21 protein-coding genes and 1 pseudogene are annotated in these 16,783 nt (G+C 52.4%); 2 read left to right on the top strand and 20 right to left on the bottom strand.

What is annotated here, in order from left to right; all coding sequences use genetic code 11:
- The first annotated feature begins 3 nt into the window (after positions 1-3).
- Complete coding sequence (locus tag KQJ19_RS17050; protein WP_216403900.1) at positions 4-246, top strand: DinI family protein; 243 nt, start codon at positions 4-6, stop codon at positions 244-246.
- 128 nt (positions 247-374) lie between these two features.
- On the opposite strand, the pseudogene KQJ19_RS17045 reads toward KQJ19_RS17050, so the two are convergent.
- Positions 375-806: pseudogene (locus KQJ19_RS17045) on the bottom strand (recombinase family protein); the annotation flags it as partial.
- A 134-nt stretch (positions 807-940) separates the two neighbouring features.
- Here KQJ19_RS17045 and KQJ19_RS17040 point away from each other — a divergent pair.
- The gene (locus KQJ19_RS17040; RefSeq protein WP_216403899.1) at positions 941-2,023 is read left to right on the top strand and encodes an acyltransferase; all 1,083 of its coding nucleotides are present in this window, start codon (positions 941-943) and stop codon (positions 2,021-2,023) included.
- A gap of 45 nt (positions 2,024-2,068) precedes the next feature.
- Here the strand turns inward: KQJ19_RS17040 and KQJ19_RS17035 are convergent, their stop codons facing one another.
- The 19 genes from KQJ19_RS17035 to KQJ19_RS16945 form a co-directional block, all read right to left on the bottom strand.
- Positions 2,069-2,473 (bottom strand): tail fiber assembly protein, encoded by a 405-nt coding sequence (locus tag KQJ19_RS17035; protein ID WP_216403898.1) that lies wholly within the window; start codon positions 2,471-2,473, stop codon positions 2,069-2,071.
- Positions 2,470-3,705 (bottom strand): phage tail protein, encoded by a 1,236-nt coding sequence (locus tag KQJ19_RS24045; protein WP_253296367.1) that lies wholly within the window; start codon positions 3,703-3,705, stop codon positions 2,470-2,472. The genes KQJ19_RS17035 and KQJ19_RS24045 overlap by 4 nt, the downstream gene beginning before the upstream one ends.
- A complete protein-coding gene (locus tag KQJ19_RS17025; protein ID WP_016150406.1) occupies positions 3,617-4,180 on the bottom strand; it encodes a phage tail protein I in 564 nt (187 codons plus the stop codon). Before KQJ19_RS17025 ends, KQJ19_RS24045 begins: the two co-directional genes overlap by 89 nt.
- Positions 4,170-5,090 (bottom strand): baseplate J/gp47 family protein, encoded by a 921-nt coding sequence (locus tag KQJ19_RS17020; protein WP_216403897.1) that lies wholly within the window; start codon positions 5,088-5,090, stop codon positions 4,170-4,172. Before KQJ19_RS17020 ends, KQJ19_RS17025 begins: the two co-directional genes overlap by 11 nt.
- The gene (locus KQJ19_RS17015; protein WP_216403896.1) at positions 5,074-5,427 is read right to left on the bottom strand and encodes a GPW/gp25 family protein; all 354 of its coding nucleotides are present in this window, start codon (positions 5,425-5,427) and stop codon (positions 5,074-5,076) included. The genes KQJ19_RS17020 and KQJ19_RS17015 overlap by 17 nt, the downstream gene beginning before the upstream one ends.
- A gap of 39 nt (positions 5,428-5,466) precedes the next feature.
- Positions 5,467-6,585 carry a contractile injection system protein, VgrG/Pvc8 family gene (locus KQJ19_RS17010; protein WP_216403895.1) on the bottom strand — a complete coding sequence of 373 codons (1,119 nt, stop codon included), beginning with the start codon at positions 6,583-6,585 and terminating at the stop codon, positions 5,467-5,469.
- A 1-nt stretch (position 6,586) separates the two neighbouring features.
- Entirely contained in the window at positions 6,587-6,802 is a 216-nt protein-coding gene (locus KQJ19_RS17005; protein ID WP_100194694.1) for a tail protein X, read from the bottom strand.
- Positions 6,777-7,247 (bottom strand): phage tail protein, encoded by a 471-nt coding sequence (locus KQJ19_RS17000; protein WP_216403894.1) that lies wholly within the window; start codon positions 7,245-7,247, stop codon positions 6,777-6,779. Before KQJ19_RS17000 ends, KQJ19_RS17005 begins: the two co-directional genes overlap by 26 nt.
- A complete protein-coding gene (locus tag KQJ19_RS16995) occupies positions 7,244-9,067 on the bottom strand; it encodes a hypothetical protein (RefSeq protein ID WP_216403893.1) in 1,824 nt (607 codons plus the stop codon). The genes KQJ19_RS17000 and KQJ19_RS16995 overlap by 4 nt, the downstream gene beginning before the upstream one ends.
- Positions 9,068-9,169: 102 nt before the next feature.
- Positions 9,170-9,469 carry a phage tail assembly protein gene (locus tag KQJ19_RS16990; RefSeq protein WP_016150413.1) on the bottom strand — a complete coding sequence of 100 codons (300 nt, stop codon included), beginning with the start codon at positions 9,467-9,469 and terminating at the stop codon, positions 9,170-9,172.
- 58 nt (positions 9,470-9,527) lie between these two features.
- Positions 9,528-10,034, bottom strand: coding sequence for a phage major tail tube protein (locus KQJ19_RS16985; protein WP_016150414.1), 507 nt, complete (start codon positions 10,032-10,034; stop codon positions 9,528-9,530).
- Positions 10,031-11,500: a phage tail sheath C-terminal domain-containing protein gene (locus KQJ19_RS16980; RefSeq protein ID WP_216403892.1), complete on the bottom strand. Its 1,470-nt coding sequence runs from the start codon at positions 11,498-11,500 to the stop codon at positions 10,031-10,033. The genes KQJ19_RS16985 and KQJ19_RS16980 overlap by 4 nt, the downstream gene beginning before the upstream one ends.
- Positions 11,501-11,538: 38 nt before the next feature.
- Complete coding sequence (locus tag KQJ19_RS16975) at positions 11,539-12,156, bottom strand: phage baseplate assembly protein V (RefSeq protein ID WP_047357975.1); 618 nt, start codon at positions 12,154-12,156, stop codon at positions 11,539-11,541.
- Complete coding sequence (locus tag KQJ19_RS16970; RefSeq protein WP_213238880.1) at positions 12,149-12,703, bottom strand: hypothetical protein; 555 nt, start codon at positions 12,701-12,703, stop codon at positions 12,149-12,151. The genes KQJ19_RS16975 and KQJ19_RS16970 overlap by 8 nt, the downstream gene beginning before the upstream one ends.
- An 11-nt stretch (positions 12,704-12,714) precedes the next feature.
- Positions 12,715-13,371 carry a hypothetical protein gene (locus KQJ19_RS16965; protein WP_127674209.1) on the bottom strand — a complete coding sequence of 219 codons (657 nt, stop codon included), beginning with the start codon at positions 13,369-13,371 and terminating at the stop codon, positions 12,715-12,717.
- Between the two features lies 1 nt (position 13,372).
- Positions 13,373-13,729 (bottom strand): head-tail joining protein, encoded by a 357-nt coding sequence (locus KQJ19_RS16960; protein WP_213238879.1) that lies wholly within the window; start codon positions 13,727-13,729, stop codon positions 13,373-13,375.
- Positions 13,729-14,064, bottom strand: a complete 336-nt coding sequence (locus KQJ19_RS16955; protein ID WP_213238878.1) for a capsid cement protein — start codon at positions 14,062-14,064, stop codon at positions 13,729-13,731. The genes KQJ19_RS16960 and KQJ19_RS16955 overlap by 1 nt, the downstream gene beginning before the upstream one ends.
- A gap of 73 nt (positions 14,065-14,137) precedes the next feature.
- Positions 14,138-16,240: a ClpP-like prohead protease/major capsid protein fusion protein gene (locus tag KQJ19_RS16950; RefSeq protein WP_216403891.1), complete on the bottom strand. Its 2,103-nt coding sequence runs from the start codon at positions 16,238-16,240 to the stop codon at positions 14,138-14,140.
- Positions 16,197-16,783, bottom strand: a 587-nt coding sequence (locus KQJ19_RS16945) for a phage portal protein (RefSeq protein WP_216403890.1), incomplete at its 5' end; no start/stop codon positions are given. The genes KQJ19_RS16945 and KQJ19_RS16950, both read right to left, overlap by 44 nt.

Raw genomic sequence — 16,783 nt, 5'->3', positions numbered from 1 at the left:
GCAATGTTCGTGGAACTCGTTTATGACAAAAGGAATTTTGATGGCCTGCCCGGTGCAAAAGATATCATTCTGGGCGAATTAACTAAGAGGGTTCACCGGATCTTCCCTAACGCTGATGTCCGGGTTAAACCGATGATGACACTGCCGGCGATAAACACTAACGTCAGCAAGCATGAGAAGGAACAGATAAGCCGTACTGTTCAAGAAATGTTTGAAGAGGCTGATATGTGGCTGGTTTCAGATTAAACGCCTTGAACCGTCATATTGCTTAAGTACAATCCGCCGTGACTGGCAATCATTCAATACTCGCACTATCGAACGTTCGCCAGTTCGCCGCCGCCCGTTCTTGCATACGACGACGCGGTGGCGTTTTCTCAACGCCGCGCAGGAAATTTTTTGTATAGCGTCGACACCCCTACATCATAAATTATAGCCACACGTTTTCTAGACTCACCTGCAGCAATCAACCTTCCAGCCTGAGCCCACTCTTCAGCAGTTAACTTTGGCCGTCTGCCGCCGATCCGACTATCTTCGCGCGCAGCAACTAAACCAGCCCGTGTTCGCTCAACAATAAGCTATCTCTCCATCTCGGCAAGCGCCCCCATAACATGAAAGAAAAAGCGCCCCATTAGTGTGGAGGTATCTATACTGTCATTCAGACTTCGGAAGTTTATCCCTCGCTCCCTCATTTCTTCGACCAGTACGACAAGATTCCGCATACTACAACTGAGACGATCCAGCTTCCAAACCACCAGCGTGTCCCTCACTACATTTTGTATGTCTCTTGCTATATCAGCTGATTTGCCCCAACTAGCAATACGCAATTTTGTTAAGCTAATCGCGAAATAATGTTAAAAAATAGGATTTAACCTACTTACATTTGAGTTGAGTTGAGAAGACATATAAAATTAACCTTTACATGCCTCGTTCGGATTCACAAATGCAACAAAAAAACATTAATTCACTCCAGATATTAAGAGCTTTTGCTGCTATATCTGTTGTCATAACTCACTCCGGGATGACAATAAAAGGAGTAAATATTGGTGATCTTGGTGTAATAGGTGTTGACTTATTTTTTATTCTAAGTGGATTCTTGATGACATATACATTCAAAGAATCTAGAGTTGGATGGACATTCCTTAAAGCAAGGATATTAAGGATTTACCCGATTTATTTAGTTATATCTGCCCCCATGATCCTGTCATCATTTACGCAGTGGAATGATACAGATAAACTCTATAATTTATTCCATAATATAACTCTAATACCTCCTATACATGGAAGCTATGACAGAGCTAACTATGTTAACTGGACATTAGCATATGAGATGTACTTTTATGTAGTTTTTGCAATGTGCTCGTACTTATTCAGAAACAAAGTAAAATCATCAATAGCATGTTCTATTATAATAATATCTATAATGTTCTTAGTTAAGAATAAATATGACATTGGTTATGTTGGTTGGCTTGATACGTCGCTAAAAAATGTTCTTGGTAACACAATTGTTCTTGACTTTATAGTCGGTTCTTTGTGGGCCTGTATTTATGATAAAATCAAAATAAGGATTCCAAAGTTTTTTTCATATACATCATGCGCTTGCATAATTATCTTCTCATTAGAAATGATTGGTAGTAATATGAAGGGCGGAATCGACTACCAATCCAGCCTTTTGATTAACTCATCTACCCCTTCTTTTTTTGTTTTATTTTTTCTATCGCTCACAGACTGTGGAACATCAAGACTAGAAAATGCATTAGTTTATTTGGGTGAAGCATCATACTCAATTTACTTAAGCCATTTATACATTTTTTCCACTCAAAGCATTGAACCAATAGGTTTCTTCCTTAAGTTTATTTTAATAAAACTGCACATAGAAAACATTTACATCATCAATTCAACCCTCATCATGTCCGCTATTATTTTAGGAATTTTTGCACATGAAGCAATAGAAAAACCATTAAGCAAAAAGCTGATAAAAAAACACCCAAATATTATTAACAAAGAACTGATGCAAAAAGTGTAATATTTTTGATGCGTTGAAATGTGTTTATTTCAACGCATCAAGTAACTATTCTGGCATTTGTAGTAAACCTGGCTCAAAAGGCGACATTCTCATTAACGCAATCCGGTAATTTTTCCATGCTGATAAATCGACAATTTCTTCATCCGTCGCATCTCCAGCGTCTACAGCATCCTGTCGCCAATTGATTTCAGAGTCTGCCCGAGCACGTAATTCTCGTCGTATTTGCTCAGTTTGTGCGGCCAGTTGTTCAGCAGACAAGGCGGGAGTATCAACCCATATCGGATACCCCTTATTATCTGTTCCGAGCATTTTTCCTTCCGGTGGATACTGGCTATAAACAGACATTTTCTCATCACTCACATCGACAGCATTCTCCGGCCATGTCCCGGCAGAAATATATGCTTCTTTAAGTGCATTCGGATAAAAAACACCCTGAAAAAACTTATTCATAAATACCCCACAGCGAAAAAGCAACAATCTTCCACCGCACCGGCTGGTGCCCAGTTCTGGATGCTGATTTGAGAACGATTAGCTAACCTGACATTCATCGCTTGACTGTACCCTGTTGTACCCCGGCATCCCATCGCCCACAGGCCAGCAGTTGGAAAAGCATAAGGCAGATTGTAGACAGCGTCCTCTCCACCGCGTGTCTGAATGATTCCCCACTGCAGCATTATCTTTACCGGATTATCTGTGGTTGCGAGACAGGGAATATACAAATATCCATTTCCACCGGCGAAGAAAGAGAAATCTGAGGCACTCAATACCTGATTTTTTCCTACCCCCATAGAGGCCAGTGCCGCCGTACCAAGCTGAAGGGCATTTCTGAAAGCGGCTACATTCTGAATATCACCACCGTTTGCACTTTTCTGCATAGCCCCGGAGGCTTTATTTATCGTTTCTCCCAGACCAAGGTTTTGTAGAAATAATGCGACATTCGGTATATCCGCGCCGTTCCGGTCTTTAGCCAGTCGCGCATTCGCATTATCCATTACGATCTTAACTGCCGCAGGAGTGGCGGCCTGCGTTTCACTGGTGCTGTTCACCGAACTGCTAAGTTGAACCAGCCCTCTTTGTTGTGTTGTGCCATCGAGGACACCAATGGACTCACGCGATGTTTTTTGTGCTTCCGCGCCCCGCGCTTTTATCTCTTTCAGGTTCTGGTCAATGCGCAGGAATAAGCCATCACCTGTTGCAACATTCAGCGTGATATTTGAGATATCGGATACCGCCAGGCGAAACTGCATATTAACGCTGACACCACCAACCGGCTTATCGATCGATGGGCAGTTTGCCACCGCGTAAAGCTCTCCGGCGTCAGTCATTAAACCGACTTCGCGAACGGTGAATCCACCAATCCCGGTCGGCAGAACGATTTTTGCCATTAACTGCGAGGACTGCTCCGGTGACACCACCAGCTCAGCGATATCTCCCCGGTACGTTTCATTGATCAACCGGATTTGCGACGGATCAGGTTTAACCTGCTTGCCATTACTGTCACCCACCACAAAGTGAGTCAGTACAATCAGGCGACCACTGGCAAGCGCCTCCGCCTCCAGTTCTTTACCCCGGTTAGTGATAATTGAGTAATAATCAGCCATGAGATTCCCCGGCAAAAATGTCCACATCGATATGTGCTGTTGTCGCACCCGAAATATAAAAAGCCCCGTCCATACCCACATTCGCCATCACATCGATTTTGCTCAGATAGCTGCGCAGGTTCTTGGCCCGCTCGGTAAGCTGGCGGATCTGATGATAGAGAGCGTCACTGACCCCCTCACTGCTCTGTACTTCGATCCGGAAGGTGTAAGGTTCAGCGCGCGGGGTGTCTTCCCACCACTCAACCACGGTCGTGGGCAGATTCACTGACCCGAGAGAACGGCGTACCGCCCCGGCTGTTCCTCTGTGCTGATGAACATAAGCGGCATCTTTTATCACCTGTCGCTTCTGCGCCTCTGTCCAGCCGTCATCCCAGAAATCAACGGCATGCTCCCAGGCCAGCCAGGGGAGAAGATGCGCCGGACAGGTGTCAGGATTTTTGGACTTGCGCACCATATTGGTATCGAGGGTGGCGATTTGCTCAGCGCTGGCCTGCTCCTGCGCCCGCTCTTCATGAAATGCGCCAGGAGGTAGCAGTGATCGAAACTTAGCCGTCATTGCTGCTTACCTCCGTGCGGGTGACATTAATGGCGGTACACCAGGGCGCTTTACCCGGTTCCGCTTCCAGATCTGCTACCGGAGAAATCAGCCTTACCCGGACCACACCGGATTGCTGCAGCGCAGCATAAATGGCGGACAGCGGGACGACGGTTTTAATCCGATGAGAAAGCGTGGTGTATGACCGTAAAACATCGATGGCATTGTTAAGCACCGTACTGGCGTCCGGTCCTTCCGGAATTTCCAGCTCTGCCGTAACGGCATAGTTTGCAAGCGTGGCACTTTTTACCGTCACATAGTCAGTTAACGGGCGGATTTCATCTGCATTCAGTGTGCTGTTAACCTTATAAAGCAGGGGCTGTCCTGCTGTCCCATCCCCGGTACGGGACAGGACATAGACATCAACGTAGCCGGGCCGGTTATGGGTTTCCGGCCCATAGGCATCGGCATCCAGCACATCCGTATCGGCAGACTTCGCATGAAAGCGGTATGCGTTACGCGCGCCTGCTGTATTCAGCTGCGCCCATGAAAGCTGGATACGTTCACGAAATGCCGCATCGTCTTCCAGTTCTGGCTCAACTGGCGGAATGGCTAGCGGATCACCGGGCTTAATCACCTGCCGTTTAACGTTGAATGCGGCGCCTATCTGGTCAAGGTCTGCCTCTTTTGCACTCGCGAGAAATACCGCCCGCACGGCATCATTAACCCGCTGAACAGCCAGCGTCAGCTGGTAGGCATTCACCTCCCCCTGTTTAAACGTCGGATCGGATTCCACCAGCGCATCAAATTGCTTATCAAGTTCCCGTAACCGCGCCAGCCACCGGGTGAAAATTTCAGTCGCATCCGGCACCACAATGGCATCCGGTACGTCCAGTTCGGACAGGTTGATCACGTCATAGCTGCTTGCCATAAATCGTTATGTCTCCCGTTCTGACAGGTAAATTGGTTTCCTTGTTGATCCCCTCGATATCCAGCACACAGCCGGACACCCCTTCAGGAAAGGAAACGAGCACACGTGTTACCTTCAGCCGCGTCTCCCACCGGGCCAGTGCGGTTGCAGATGCGGCGATTATTTGTAGACGGGTCAAATCATCCCGTGGGTTATCCACCAGCGAAAACAGATCACTGCCATAGTCACGGACAAGAACCCGGCTCCCGATGGGAGTGGTCAGTATGTCGCTGACGGACTGGCGCAAATGGGCGACGCCGGACAGGCGTTTTCCGGTCCGGTTGTTTACACCGTTCATGATTAAATTCCGTTGCTGAGTCGCCGGATGGCGGGAGGGTTAACCGAAGTAGGACGGGCCTTTTTTGTCCTGCTTTTCTGATTTTTTCGAAGCCGCTGCGGGTTTACGAATATCCACGACAAGGTTGTAGGTGTAGCTGAATCCTGCTGACGTCAGAGAAAAGACCAGAGACTCAACCACCCAGGCTCGATCCTCACGGGAGCCAAAACCGGAAGTCGACACACTTGCTTCTGCTGTCAGCGGAACATGTTTAGGGCGACATGGCCCCGTAAGCGTCATTTTCTGCTCGTTACGCTTCGCCTGTGTTTTCCTGGAGTTTGCCTGTTGCTCGGCGGTGTTTCTCTCTGACTGGGTATAGGGATTGGTCATCGCCGGGCCGTCATGTTTAACGGAGGAGGTCTTTGTCGTACCGTCCTCCTCGTCGTAATAACGCACGCCGATTTTCTCTTTGGCTTTTCCTCCACTCCCTGTAGCTTTACCTGTCGAACTCCCCCGCTCACCTTCACTGTAGGACCAGTTTGATACTTCATCCGGTGTGATGGTGATCCCGCCAGTCTGTTTCCCTGAAGCCGTTGCCGTGGCACCCTGTAGCAAAAAAAGCCAGTAGCCTCCTGATGGTTTGCTCACTGCGTTGTAGTCACGCGCAAGCCTTGCGAGCAGGTTGGCATCGGATTCCGCAACCTGATCGATATGGCTGATATGAATATCTTTCAGCACGTCGGCCACGCGGGGAATAAGCCCGTTATCGGTGGCCACCGTTTTGACAATATCGGCAAGGCGAAGGTTATCCCAGCTCCGGGTTTTCTGGCTTGTCACATCTCCGGGTTGTTTCTGGGCATTCATCGGCGCGGCGGTTGCATAAAGTTCGATACGCCTTGGTGGGCCGCTGCTCGAGACACCACTGACAACAAACCAGCCTTTATCGATCAGTTGATCATTGAATCCCAGAGCAACCCGAAGCCGGGCACCTTTAGTGGGAAGCGACAGCGTTTCAGAGATGAGACTGATTTTCAGTTCATCGGCTTTCGCTGTTGCCCCACCATAATCCGTCAGGGTCAGTTCACTCAGGCATTGTTGCAGCACCCGGGTTATATCTTTCCCTTCGGCCTGAATGCTGAAGGCCGGCGCATATTCCGGCATCGCTGTCTGATCAGCCATATCAATCCCATAAACTGAATGGCGATTCCGCTACGGGTGTCACCAGATCCGGCAGTGTGATGTACAGGCCGGAAGGATACATAGCCCCCTGATCCGCCAGCCCCTGATTGGCTTCAAGAACCCGAGTCACCGAGTCTGAAAGATTTTCAGTACCGTAATGCACGGCACAAATTGCATCCAGTACATCTCCATCACGGGTTTGATAGATCGTCGGCATAGTGTTTTAGCGTCATCGTCCAGTTTTTGTTTCGGTGACCGCCACCCGGTAAAAACTTACTCGTCGTGTCTGAAAAGTCGGTCACCACCCACCACCCCAGTACATCACCTTCTCCACTGACAAGCTGCTGGGGTTTCGCCTGATCGGCAAGATCAAATAAATCATTCACCCCTTCCACCCCTTTACGGAAAAAGGCGTGAGACTGCCCTTCAAGTCTGACAGTACGCCCGGGTTTTCCGGTGTACTGAAGAAGGTCCTGTTTGCCTATGCGTTCCTGTTCACTCCAGCGCCAGCTGGCCTCACGGGTGAGCTGATGATAAGCCGCTGTATCAATCGAAAAGGCGAAACTCCCCAGCATCATCATCACGCGGGCTTCCTGCCCACCCCGTAATGCGCCCGCACTGCGCTGGCCGGAATCTTCGAATATCGGAATAATTTCACTCACCAGACCAGTCCCCCATCCAGAAGGTTGTTATCACCATTAAAGGCAGAATTGTTTTTCGTCACCGTGGTCACTTCATCCGCAATGGCTTTCTCATCCTGCCCCGGCGCAGCATTAATTTCGAAGTGGTATTCAAATTTGCGGTTATCAGTTAGCTGCCGTGATGGCGGCTGCTTATCCAGTACATCCATTTTTTGAAGCAGACTTTCCCAGTAACCGCCCGTGCTCTCGTCTTTCAAAATGACCGGCTCAGCAGGTGATCTGTCTGTTGCCGTAACATTCCTGTCCTGCTGCACGGCGGGAAGAAGGGAAGCGTTCGGATATTTGTCCCAGGCTCCGGCACTGCTTTCCGGATCCTCTTTAACGGTTTGCGCGACATGGTCCTTGTTTTGCTGTAGCGCCGCATTCCAGTTTAAAAGCGAGTCGCCGCCTTCCGGTGACAGGTATTTATCAAGCGATTTGTTAAATGTCTCATCATCAGAATCAAAGCCAAACAGTCCCCGGGTGGACTCCCAGGAGTGTTTAACCTCTTGCGGCAGGTCAGGACGCTCTTTCAGTTGTTGGTCAAACCATTCCCCCTGTCCATTCTGGCTTGCCCTGAAACGTGCTCTTTCTACCCCATTTGCGGCAAGCGTTTTGAGGACGTCACGCTGGTCATTACGGTCATCCGGCAGCAACCAGGACAGTTTTTTAGCCAGCGCGTAAATAATTTTGCCGACAAAAACCACCCCCTGCCCGAACGACAGAACGCCGGGATAAAGGTCGTTTCGCAGGAAAGTCACAATGCGTTTGATCCCGCCACCTTTGAACCAGTCGGCAAGATCATTCGTCAGATTACGGATATCAGGCGCAAGCTCATTTCCCAGTTGCCCGGAAATTTCAGCAACCGCAGAAGAGAAAACAGTGCGGAGATTATTGATAGCCTGATTCCCTGCAACCGCCCCATCTGCCCCCTCTTTGGTCACAAGGTTGTAGCGCCGCTGTTCGTCCATCAGGTCGCGGTAGCTCCGGCCAGACTGCTTGATAAGCATCAGCAGTTTGCTCGCTTCCCCGTCAAAAAGAGAATCCAGTGCGAAGGAGGCTTTTGACTCGTCCTGAAGGCTGAGCGCCCGTTCAACAATTTTGTCGAACTGCGCCATATCGTTGAGCCCGGCAAAATCCCCCGCTTTGAAACCGAGCGTTTCAAACGCATCCTGCAGCGAGCCCTGCTTACCGTTCTGTTTATACTCCCCGGATTTGTGCAGATACTCTTCAAAGAGATCGCCAATGTTTTCCGCATTCATGTCGTACTGCTTCGCCAGAGAATCCCAGGCATTAAACGTGGCCACGTCCACGCCGTAACTTTTTGCGACATTAGTGCGGGTTGCCGTTTCAGCATTGGTGGCAGCTGGCGCTATCAGTGTGCCAAGAGCTGAAGCCACCACACCGCCACCGCCAATAGCCAGCCCGGATCCAAACATCCCGCCCACCTGCCCGGCGATCCCCAGACCGCGCCGGAACAGACCTTTACCGGCACCTTTGAATGCCTGAATGCGCTGTGCTTTTTGCATCTGTACATTCAGTTTCTGCTGCTCCGCCTCCGTTTTGCGGATTTCCCTGGAAACATCGGTATAGCGGCGCTTCAAATCCCCCAGGCTTTCACCGGCCAGTTTGGCGCGCTTGATTTCTGCTGCCAGTTTAGTCTGATCTTTTGTCAGTCGTTCAGACTGCTTTCCGACATCTTTCAGGCTTTTTTGCAGACCATCTGCAGATCGTTTCCATGAATTATCCAGGTTCCCGCCAAAGGTAATGACGGCCTTAAGGTTCTGGCTTATTCCGCCCACGGTTTATCGTCTCCAGTTCGTCAGTCAAAAAATCAGAGAAAGTGCTGAACGGCATATCAAGGTATTCCGCCATCGGAAAATGCAGCCGCCGCCCCAGAAATCTTATTGCCCGGAGGAGCCCGCCTTCGGTCGCTTCGCGGGCGGGAGCATAAAAACGTTAAAAGCATCCAGCAGCTGTGAATAATCTGCCGCCGTCATCAGCCAGAGATCCTGTTCACTGAGATTGCACAGCAGCGCAATCATGCGGGCTTCTTTCTCTTCTTCGTTGCCGCGGTCTTTGGCATGAGTGATGCGATCGCGAACCAGCGGTTCACGCATGGTGACTTCATCGATCACAACCCCGCTATCAAGTGATACGGGGGAATACAGTTTTATAACGCGGGTTTCACCAGGAAAGCTCATAGGATGCTCCATAAAAAAACGGCCCGCAGGCCGTTACAGTGGTGGGATAACAGTAAAATCAGAGACGCACTTTGGCAGCCAGGCCAGAAAGCACATCAACGCCATTCACCCGGCGGGCGAAACGCTCTGTGTCGATGGCAAACAGTTCGCGCCCGTCCAGTGACTGACGGTAGTAGCTGACGGCAATATCAACCGTCACGGCATTTTCGGAAAGCGTGTCCTTACTGCGCGCATCCGGCGTGACGGTCTGTACAAACCCCTCGATTTCCTCAACCGTACCGCGCGCAGTGCCGTTACCGAGATAGCCCTGATAAGCCGTAAAGCGTGAACGACTGCCGCTGACAAAACCAAAGCTGGCCAGCATATCCGTATCTATCCCATAAAATTTAACCTGACAGGTCAGTGCTTCCATGCCGTCATCAACCGGAGTTGGCGCATCCTGTGCGCCGGTACGCAAATCCGTTTTAACAATAGCCAGAGACGGCGGCGTAAATTCATGCGCCCCCTGAATACGGATCCCCTGCCGGAAGAAGGTCCAGACGCGTAGTGTGTTTTTATCGCTCATGCTGCAAGCATCTCCTCAAGCGCATAGTTATTGTTCACCCGGACGCGCAGGCTGATAAGTTCAGTCGGCGATTTCGGACCAAAGTCATAGTTGATGTACAGGACACCTGACGCCATGGTTTCCGCGGTGTTCAGTTCTTCATCCAGCCAGGCCCGCCCACCGAATATGGCGCCAAGCCCGACCAGTTGCCGCATATAGGCATTGATGGTGCCGATAATGTCATCCGCATTTTCCCGGTCCAGTGGGCGGTCGACATACTCCAGCATGGTTTCCTGAATGCTGTCCTCAATAACATCAGCAGTACGGCGGACAGATTCAAAACGCCACTGAGGATTGGTTGCACACAGGCGGTTCCCCCAGTGTTTAAAACCCGCCCGGCGGATAATGGTGGACACGTTCTGCATGTTGAGCAGGTTTGCATCGCAGTTCTCATCCCCGAGGATAAATTCATCGATCTGCTCAACACCGAGGATGTTGTTGATGTCCTGGTTCGACTTGCTCCACCACCAGCCTTTTTCAAAGTCGATGCGGGCGCGCAACCCGGCAGCAAAGGCAGAGTAAGGGCGATAAACCAGTTGGCCATCTGCATCACTCGCCTGGACCCGCGGGCGCAACAGTTCAGTTCGTGCGCCATAGGACTGGCGACGCTGTACCACTTCCTGCAGCGTCGCACCGGATGAGCAGTCAACATAGGCAACGGCGCGCAATTTCCCGGCCACGGTTTCCAGCCCCTTACCAACCGCATCGTCCTCACTGAATCCCGGCGCAATCACAATACGCGGCTGGTACGTCGTAACAGATTTCGCTGATGACAGGGTGCCGATCCCCTTCAGTACCGCCGCGCGTCGTTTTGCCACATCGTTTTCATCCGCCACACGCACCACCACCGTCAGCGCATTACGCTGATCGTTAATATCAGTCAGTGCCTGTTTAAGCGTACCTTTTTCACCCAGGCGGGATAACAGCGTGGTGCCGATGACCGCCACCGGCGTATTGAGTGGAAAGGGTTCATCTTCACCCCCCGCTAATTGCAGGCTGAAGGGCTGGACAATCCCGTCACCGCGCCCGCTCGCACTGATTTTTACGCCATCAACACCACCGACAGCCTCAGCAACTTCTCCAGGTTTAGCCGTGATAACACCGTGCTCATCACAACCCAGCGTGATTTTCAGTGTCAGCGATTCAGGATCCCAGCTTGCTGACGTCACAACCGCAGCAGGATTTTCGGCTGCCGGCTGTTCGGCCAGCGCAGCGACATTGATGACATTGCCTTCACGCCCCTTAATGGTTGCAGTGAAGTCGATAACGTTATCGAGAATGGGTGTACCGGATGATCCCGATGCGGCTGTTCCCCCCGACGCATCAGGAGCCGTTCCCACCAGGCCGATAATGGCGGTCTGAATCGTGGTAACCGCCACCGTACCCGAGGTGAGTTCAATAGTTTCAACGCCATGTAACTGAGACATGTTTTTTCTCCAGGCATAAAAAAACCTGCCGCAGCAGGTCACATTTTCTGATTTGGTTTATCGGTGAGCCCGCCGCTGTCGCCGCGGTGATCGTGGTTGTTAAAGACTTCACGTATCTTGCTCATGCTGCCGGATTTATCCGTTATCTCCTTTGACGCCCCGATATTCCCTGCAACCGACGTGTCGGCATTAATCTGGGTTTTGCCCTGAACTGTCAGGGTATCGGTAATTTCAACCGGACCATCCAGCGTGCCTTTACCGACAATTTTGTAAGTTCCACCATCAGCCAGCGTAATCGTCAGGGCATGCGCGTTCCTGTCATAACGGATCTCGGTCCCGTCGCTGTAACGGGTAATGTGCTCGCTGTCACTTCCTTCCGGCACCGGCAGCTTTCCCGTGTTCCAGCCGGGAAACACCCGTCCGTTGTTGAGCTCTCCGGCTTCGGACAGGACCGTAACCGCATCCCCCACGGCATAAGGATTTGAATCAGCGCGGTTAGTTCCGGAAAAGCCCTGGCACAACGGCAGCCAGGTCGTGATGATATCCCCCAAATCCACCCGGCATTTTGGGATGCGATCGTGCCTGACGGAGTGGATAACGCCGCGCCGGACAAGGTTCGCCAGTCTGCGCTGCAGGTCGCCTGCTATATCACTCATCGGGCTGAGCCTCCCAGATAAGCTGATAGTCATCCACGTGATTACGGCCCGTATCAGGTGCAGCACCCAGCCAGGCCTGCTTCAGAGGCATGCCATTGTTTGCAAAGGGGTCAGTACCAAATGCAGCCGCCTGGGTGAATGAAATACGCCAGACCAGATAATCATCCATTCGCGGATCAAACTCATCGCGTTCAGCCGTGGTGAATACCGCAGGCTCAATATGGCCCAGACCAAACTGCTGCCCGTCAATCCACTGGGTAATATCGGCCGCAGCGGTTCTGACAAAGATTTCAGGCTGACTCACACCCGACCCGGCGGCATCCACCACCACGAAGAGATCACAGGTTAAATTAACGCTGAGTTGTCCCTCATTTCCTCCGCCCTGTTCCCAGCTGTTAATCGAGAAATACACCGCGGGCGTGATCAGGCCCGAAAAGCGGGGAACATTTCTTTCCGGATACGCACCGGCATCACGCACCCATCCGATTTTTTTTAATGCGTCAGTCACAGCATCGTGATACCGCCCCAGCAACAGTGGCTCGGCCATCGTTCGTTACCTCAGACAGAAATACGGGCTTTTACGCGCCCGCGAATGTCGGTTTCAAAGTGATGCATAAAAATCTCCATCGCTTCCGCAAATGCGTTGTCTTCGATGTAGTTCAGCATCGGTTCGTAGATATCCATTTCTGCTTCGCGTGTCCGGCGGGTCTGGGGATCGCGAATAACCACCGTCCGGCGATTATCCCGTTTTGAACGGGACACCTCCCCGTTTTCAAACGACCGTTCGCTCAGCAGATTACCTTTCGGGGAAAATCCGGCATTTTCTGCCTGGCGGCGCGCTTTAATAAAACGCCCCGTGTTGCGGTCACGCCGGGTATGGTGCGGTCGCAGCCGCCCGTTGATTCGTCCTTTAAGGTCTTTCACCTTAATGGCATTCAGCCCGAACCAGAGCCGGAAGTTATCCAGTTGCGATCCCCTGTCTAGGCGAAAAGACAGCAGACGGCGCCGGACCAGATCCATACTGCGTGGGGCCAGCCCGTCTTTCAGATCCGCCATCGCTTTCTTTCGCAGCGTGGCGGCAGTACGCCTGAGCGCGCGCGAGTATGCTGCACGGAACTGTTTTTGCGTCGCACCGATACTGTCCGCAATTCGCCAGATAACATCCACATCAATATCGACGGGTAAATCCCGCCGCAGTCGAGACTCCCGCGCCATATCAGCTCCATTTATCGATCTGAGGCTGTGTTTTGCCGGGTTCCCCATATGCCAGCGTGACGCGGGTCCGCCCTTCTTCATCCGCGCCGATATGTGTCACCCGGTAAGGGATAGTATTGATAACCACACCGTCATGTTTTTCGAGACCGGAAATATCCGCAGTCATTGCACTGAACGCCGGGGAATGGTTCTGAATCTCCCCGCCGCCCGGTACACCCGACAGCACATCCGGTGATTCAAAAATCACGGTCACCAGACGCGGGCCTTCACCCGTTTGCAGGCATGCAGGGACTTCTTCGGCAAATGCCCGGTTAATCCGGGCATCTGCTTTAGCCAAACGTTCCCGGAACCGGCTCATCAGAACCCCAGGCGGACGGCAACATCAGCAGCATCCGCCTCAGCTGCTCCCCAGGCGGAACCAACAACCGGGTTTGGCGTTGCATCATCGCCTTTTGCCACCGTCAGCTTGCCGCCAGCCAGATACAATTTCTGGCCTGCCGCAATTTCTTCTGCCGCTTTAGGCAGCACAAAAACACCGGCCATATGCAGTGTTCCCCACTCGCCAGCAGGAATATCGTTGTGTGCCACCCCGGCAATTCCGCCGACCGCCACCAGCGCACCGGATGAAACGGCATCAACACCCGCATTGTGATAATCCAGTGTGGTACCGTCCTGCTGATAGTTATTCGCCATGTTTTTTCTCCATAAAAGGAAAAGGCGACCAGCGCCGCCTTCAGGGATAAAAAAAACCGCCAGGCGGCGGTCGTTATTTTTTGGTGACTTTAACCAGCCCGCGCCAGTCAAGCGGGGCCACACCCGCATCAATGCGCACCTTGAAAGCGGCACCGTCCACAGTGAAGCCCTGCTGCTGTTCCAGATATGGCGTGTCGATACCGTCCAGATAGGCCACTTCAATGGTGTCGCGCCCCTGCGCAGCAGTCAGGTAATAATCCGTCGGGCTGCTGTCATCCAGGCGGGCCTCAGAAGCCACTGTCACAAAGTTCTGGATCGGGTTAACGATCCCGCTGTTCGCGTCTGCGCCCGGTACGCTGGCGGATTTAATCAGCTGGTTTGCCCGTGACTCAATTGCCACTGGCGTCAGCATGTAGGCCGGACGAATATTCAGACGACGATCGCCGGATTTTTGCAGCAGCATTGCCTTACGTGCAGTATCCAGCCCTTCAATACTCAGATCGGCTGCAACAAGGTTGCCATGATCGGCGTGGAACAACGGCTTACCGTCCGACATTTTCGGATTGCTGGTCAGTACAGCCCAGACCAGATCGCCGACGGTGGCTCGCGCAGCAAGCCCCATTGCCTGCGGGATACGCGTCAGCATATCCAGGTCGTCGTTGATGATAGTCTGGCGGTCAATGCTGAAAAGCTCACCATAGGTGGCCAGTGCAATCGGCTCACCGCGATCTTTAATGGTGACATATTTATATTCCGCCCCGGCGCGAACCTTACGCAGCGATGCCAGTGATTCCAGGCCAACGCGGTGCGCGGTTTTGAAATCGGTCAGTGTGCCTTTACGGGTCCACTGTTCGAATGTTTCGCTGGCCTCATCCCAGCCAAGCAATGCCGCCTTATGCGCCACATCCATCAGGATATTGCCGAAATCGCTGCTACTGTGGGTGAACGCCAGCCCAACCATCGCCTGTGCGGTACCGACACCAGAAATACCGATACCACGATCCACCAGCGAGGCGCGGGCCAGTTCGCGCAGGGTATACCCGTTGTAGGCGTTATCTTTTTCTGCCTGCGCATAGCCCGCACGGTTCATCACCGCCGCACGAATGGAATCACCAACAATATTCCCGTTACCCGCATGGATGTGAACTGCACCCGGTCCGGCACTCGGGGTCGTCCCTGCCGCCAGCGCATTGAGCAATTTGGTGCGGGCCTGTTCCGCTGAGCAGGAAATATCCGTGATGCATTCTGCTTTCAGCGAGCCGAAAGCAGGAAACGCATCAAACACAGCGGAAACTGCGCTGACTCGTTCAGTATTCGCCGCCTGCATCTGCTGCTGGAGCTGGGCGGCCAGCGCGGTAATGTCGATATTTCCCGCCAGCGGTTGCTGGGCTGGCTGCGGTGTTGTTGGGTTATTTGCGGCCTGCGGAGCCGGATTTTGTGCGGGTTGCGGCTGACTGACAGGAGCTTCGGCGCGCGGCCCAAAAAGGTTGTTAATCTGTTCTGGCATATTCTGGTAATCCTTCAGTTTATTTTGATTCACGCAGGCCGCGGCCTGCAGTTCTGGTTCAAGCGTGTCAGCGAAACCTTTTTCCACCGCCTCCGCGCCATTAAGCCAGGTTTCAGCTTTCAGCATCGCCTCCAGTTCTTCCTGCCCCAGCCCGGTCTTGTTCATGTAGGCACTGAGCATCAGCGCTTCATTACGATCAAGCCAGGCAGCGTAATCACGCATATCATCGGAATCCCCGGCGATCCCGCCCCACGGCTTGTGTACCATCAGCCAGGCGTTTTCCGGCATATGCACCGTGGCACCGGGCAGGCAGACAATCATTGAAGCCATACTGGCAGCCACGCCGTCCACCCAGATATCCAGCTTCGCCTTCAGACGGGACAAGGTGTTAAAGATGGCAAATCCCTGCATCACATCGCCGCCCGGGCTGTGGATATGCAGATCGACGGCGCTGGCCTCAAACACCCCGGCCTCCTTACAGTCGGAGACGAACTGCTGAGCGGTAATCCCCCAGCCGCCGATCACGTCATAGAGAAATATTTCCACACGCCCTGCAGCCAGTGCGCGAATCTCATACCAGCACTGACCATTTGCGGCATCGATACCAGCCACACTGGCGCGGGGGTTAATCATCGTCCCGTGACGGGGCGGGCTTATCATTTGCTGCATCAGGGAGCACTCCTTTATCGTTGGCGGCGTCTGAGTCGAACACCAGCCCGTTTTCTCGGTTGAATTGGGTTTCCCGGAGACGCTGACGTTTCACCTCCTGCGGATTCTGACCACGTGCGCGCGTCCATTCGGCTTCTGTGCCTGCCCCCCCACGGACAATTGCCTTCCAGGCAGCAGCCTCTTTTCCCGGATCAATCCATGGCATGACTGGCCCAAGATAGAGCGCGTTGTAAAGGGATTTTTTGTCGACATCTTTGGGGATGGTAACGCCGCTGAGCAACGCCATTGCCAGCCAGTTTCGGTATACAGGACGGCTTTGCTGCCCAACAAACCACTGCTGCAGCACGTTGTAACCTTCAAAACTCTCTACCAGCTCCTGCCGCTGTGAACTGTAGGTACCGTTGTAATCCCGCGCGATGCTGGAATAACTGCCACGTGTCCCCGCCGCCACAGCGCGCATCTGACCGTTCCTGAACTCATACAGATGAACATTCGGGCGATTCGACTCCACCATGCCCAGATCCTCGCCTGGCTTTAGCTCGT

Origin of the sequence: Citrobacter sp. S46_ASV_140 (genome assembly GCF_018919545.1) — a bacterium.
In the GTDB taxonomy this organism is placed as follows: Bacteria; Pseudomonadota; Gammaproteobacteria; order Enterobacterales; family Enterobacteriaceae; genus Citrobacter; species Citrobacter braakii.
This window is presented reverse-complemented; position numbering and strand designations above follow the sequence as displayed.

Coding starts and splice junctions, on each gene's coding strand:
- KQJ19_RS17050 (WP_216403900.1), top strand. CDS start 4: ATGTTCGTGGAACTCGTTTATGACAAAAGGAATTTTGATGGCCTGCCC.
- KQJ19_RS17040 (WP_216403899.1), top strand. CDS start 941: ATGCAACAAAAAAACATTAATTCACTCCAGATATTAAGAGCTTTTGCT.
- KQJ19_RS17035 (WP_216403898.1), bottom strand. CDS start 2,473: ATGAATAAGTTTTTTCAGGGTGTTTTTTATCCGAATGCACTTAAAGAA.
- KQJ19_RS24045 (WP_253296367.1), bottom strand. CDS start 3,705: ATGTGGGTATGGACGGGGCTTTTTATATTTCGGGTGCGACAACAGCAC.
- KQJ19_RS17025 (WP_016150406.1), bottom strand. CDS start 4,180: ATGACGGCTAAGTTTCGATCACTGCTACCTCCTGGCGCATTTCATGAA.
- KQJ19_RS17020 (WP_216403897.1), bottom strand. CDS start 5,090: ATGGCAAGCAGCTATGACGTGATCAACCTGTCCGAACTGGACGTACCG.
- KQJ19_RS17015 (WP_216403896.1), bottom strand. CDS start 5,427: ATGAACGGTGTAAACAACCGGACCGGAAAACGCCTGTCCGGCGTCGCC.
- KQJ19_RS17010 (WP_216403895.1), bottom strand. CDS start 6,585: ATGGCTGATCAGACAGCGATGCCGGAATATGCGCCGGCCTTCAGCATT.
- KQJ19_RS17005 (WP_100194694.1), bottom strand. CDS start 6,802: ATGCCGACGATCTATCAAACCCGTGATGGAGATGTACTGGATGCAATT.
- KQJ19_RS16990 (WP_016150413.1), bottom strand. CDS start 9,469: ATGAGCTTTCCTGGTGAAACCCGCGTTATAAAACTGTATTCCCCCGTA.
- KQJ19_RS16985 (WP_016150414.1), bottom strand. CDS start 10,034: ATGAGCGATAAAAACACACTACGCGTCTGGACCTTCTTCCGGCAGGGG.
- KQJ19_RS16980 (WP_216403892.1), bottom strand. CDS start 11,500: ATGTCTCAGTTACATGGCGTTGAAACTATTGAACTCACCTCGGGTACG.
- KQJ19_RS16975 (WP_047357975.1), bottom strand. CDS start 12,156: ATGAGTGATATAGCAGGCGACCTGCAGCGCAGACTGGCGAACCTTGTC.
- KQJ19_RS16970 (WP_213238880.1), bottom strand. CDS start 12,703: ATGGCCGAGCCACTGTTGCTGGGGCGGTATCACGATGCTGTGACTGAC.
- KQJ19_RS16965 (WP_127674209.1), bottom strand. CDS start 13,371: ATGGCGCGGGAGTCTCGACTGCGGCGGGATTTACCCGTCGATATTGAT.
- KQJ19_RS16960 (WP_213238879.1), bottom strand. CDS start 13,729: ATGAGCCGGTTCCGGGAACGTTTGGCTAAAGCAGATGCCCGGATTAAC.
- KQJ19_RS16955 (WP_213238878.1), bottom strand. CDS start 14,064: ATGGCGAATAACTATCAGCAGGACGGTACCACACTGGATTATCACAAT.
- KQJ19_RS16950 (WP_216403891.1), bottom strand. CDS start 16,240: ATGCAGCAAATGATAAGCCCGCCCCGTCACGGGACGATGATTAACCCC.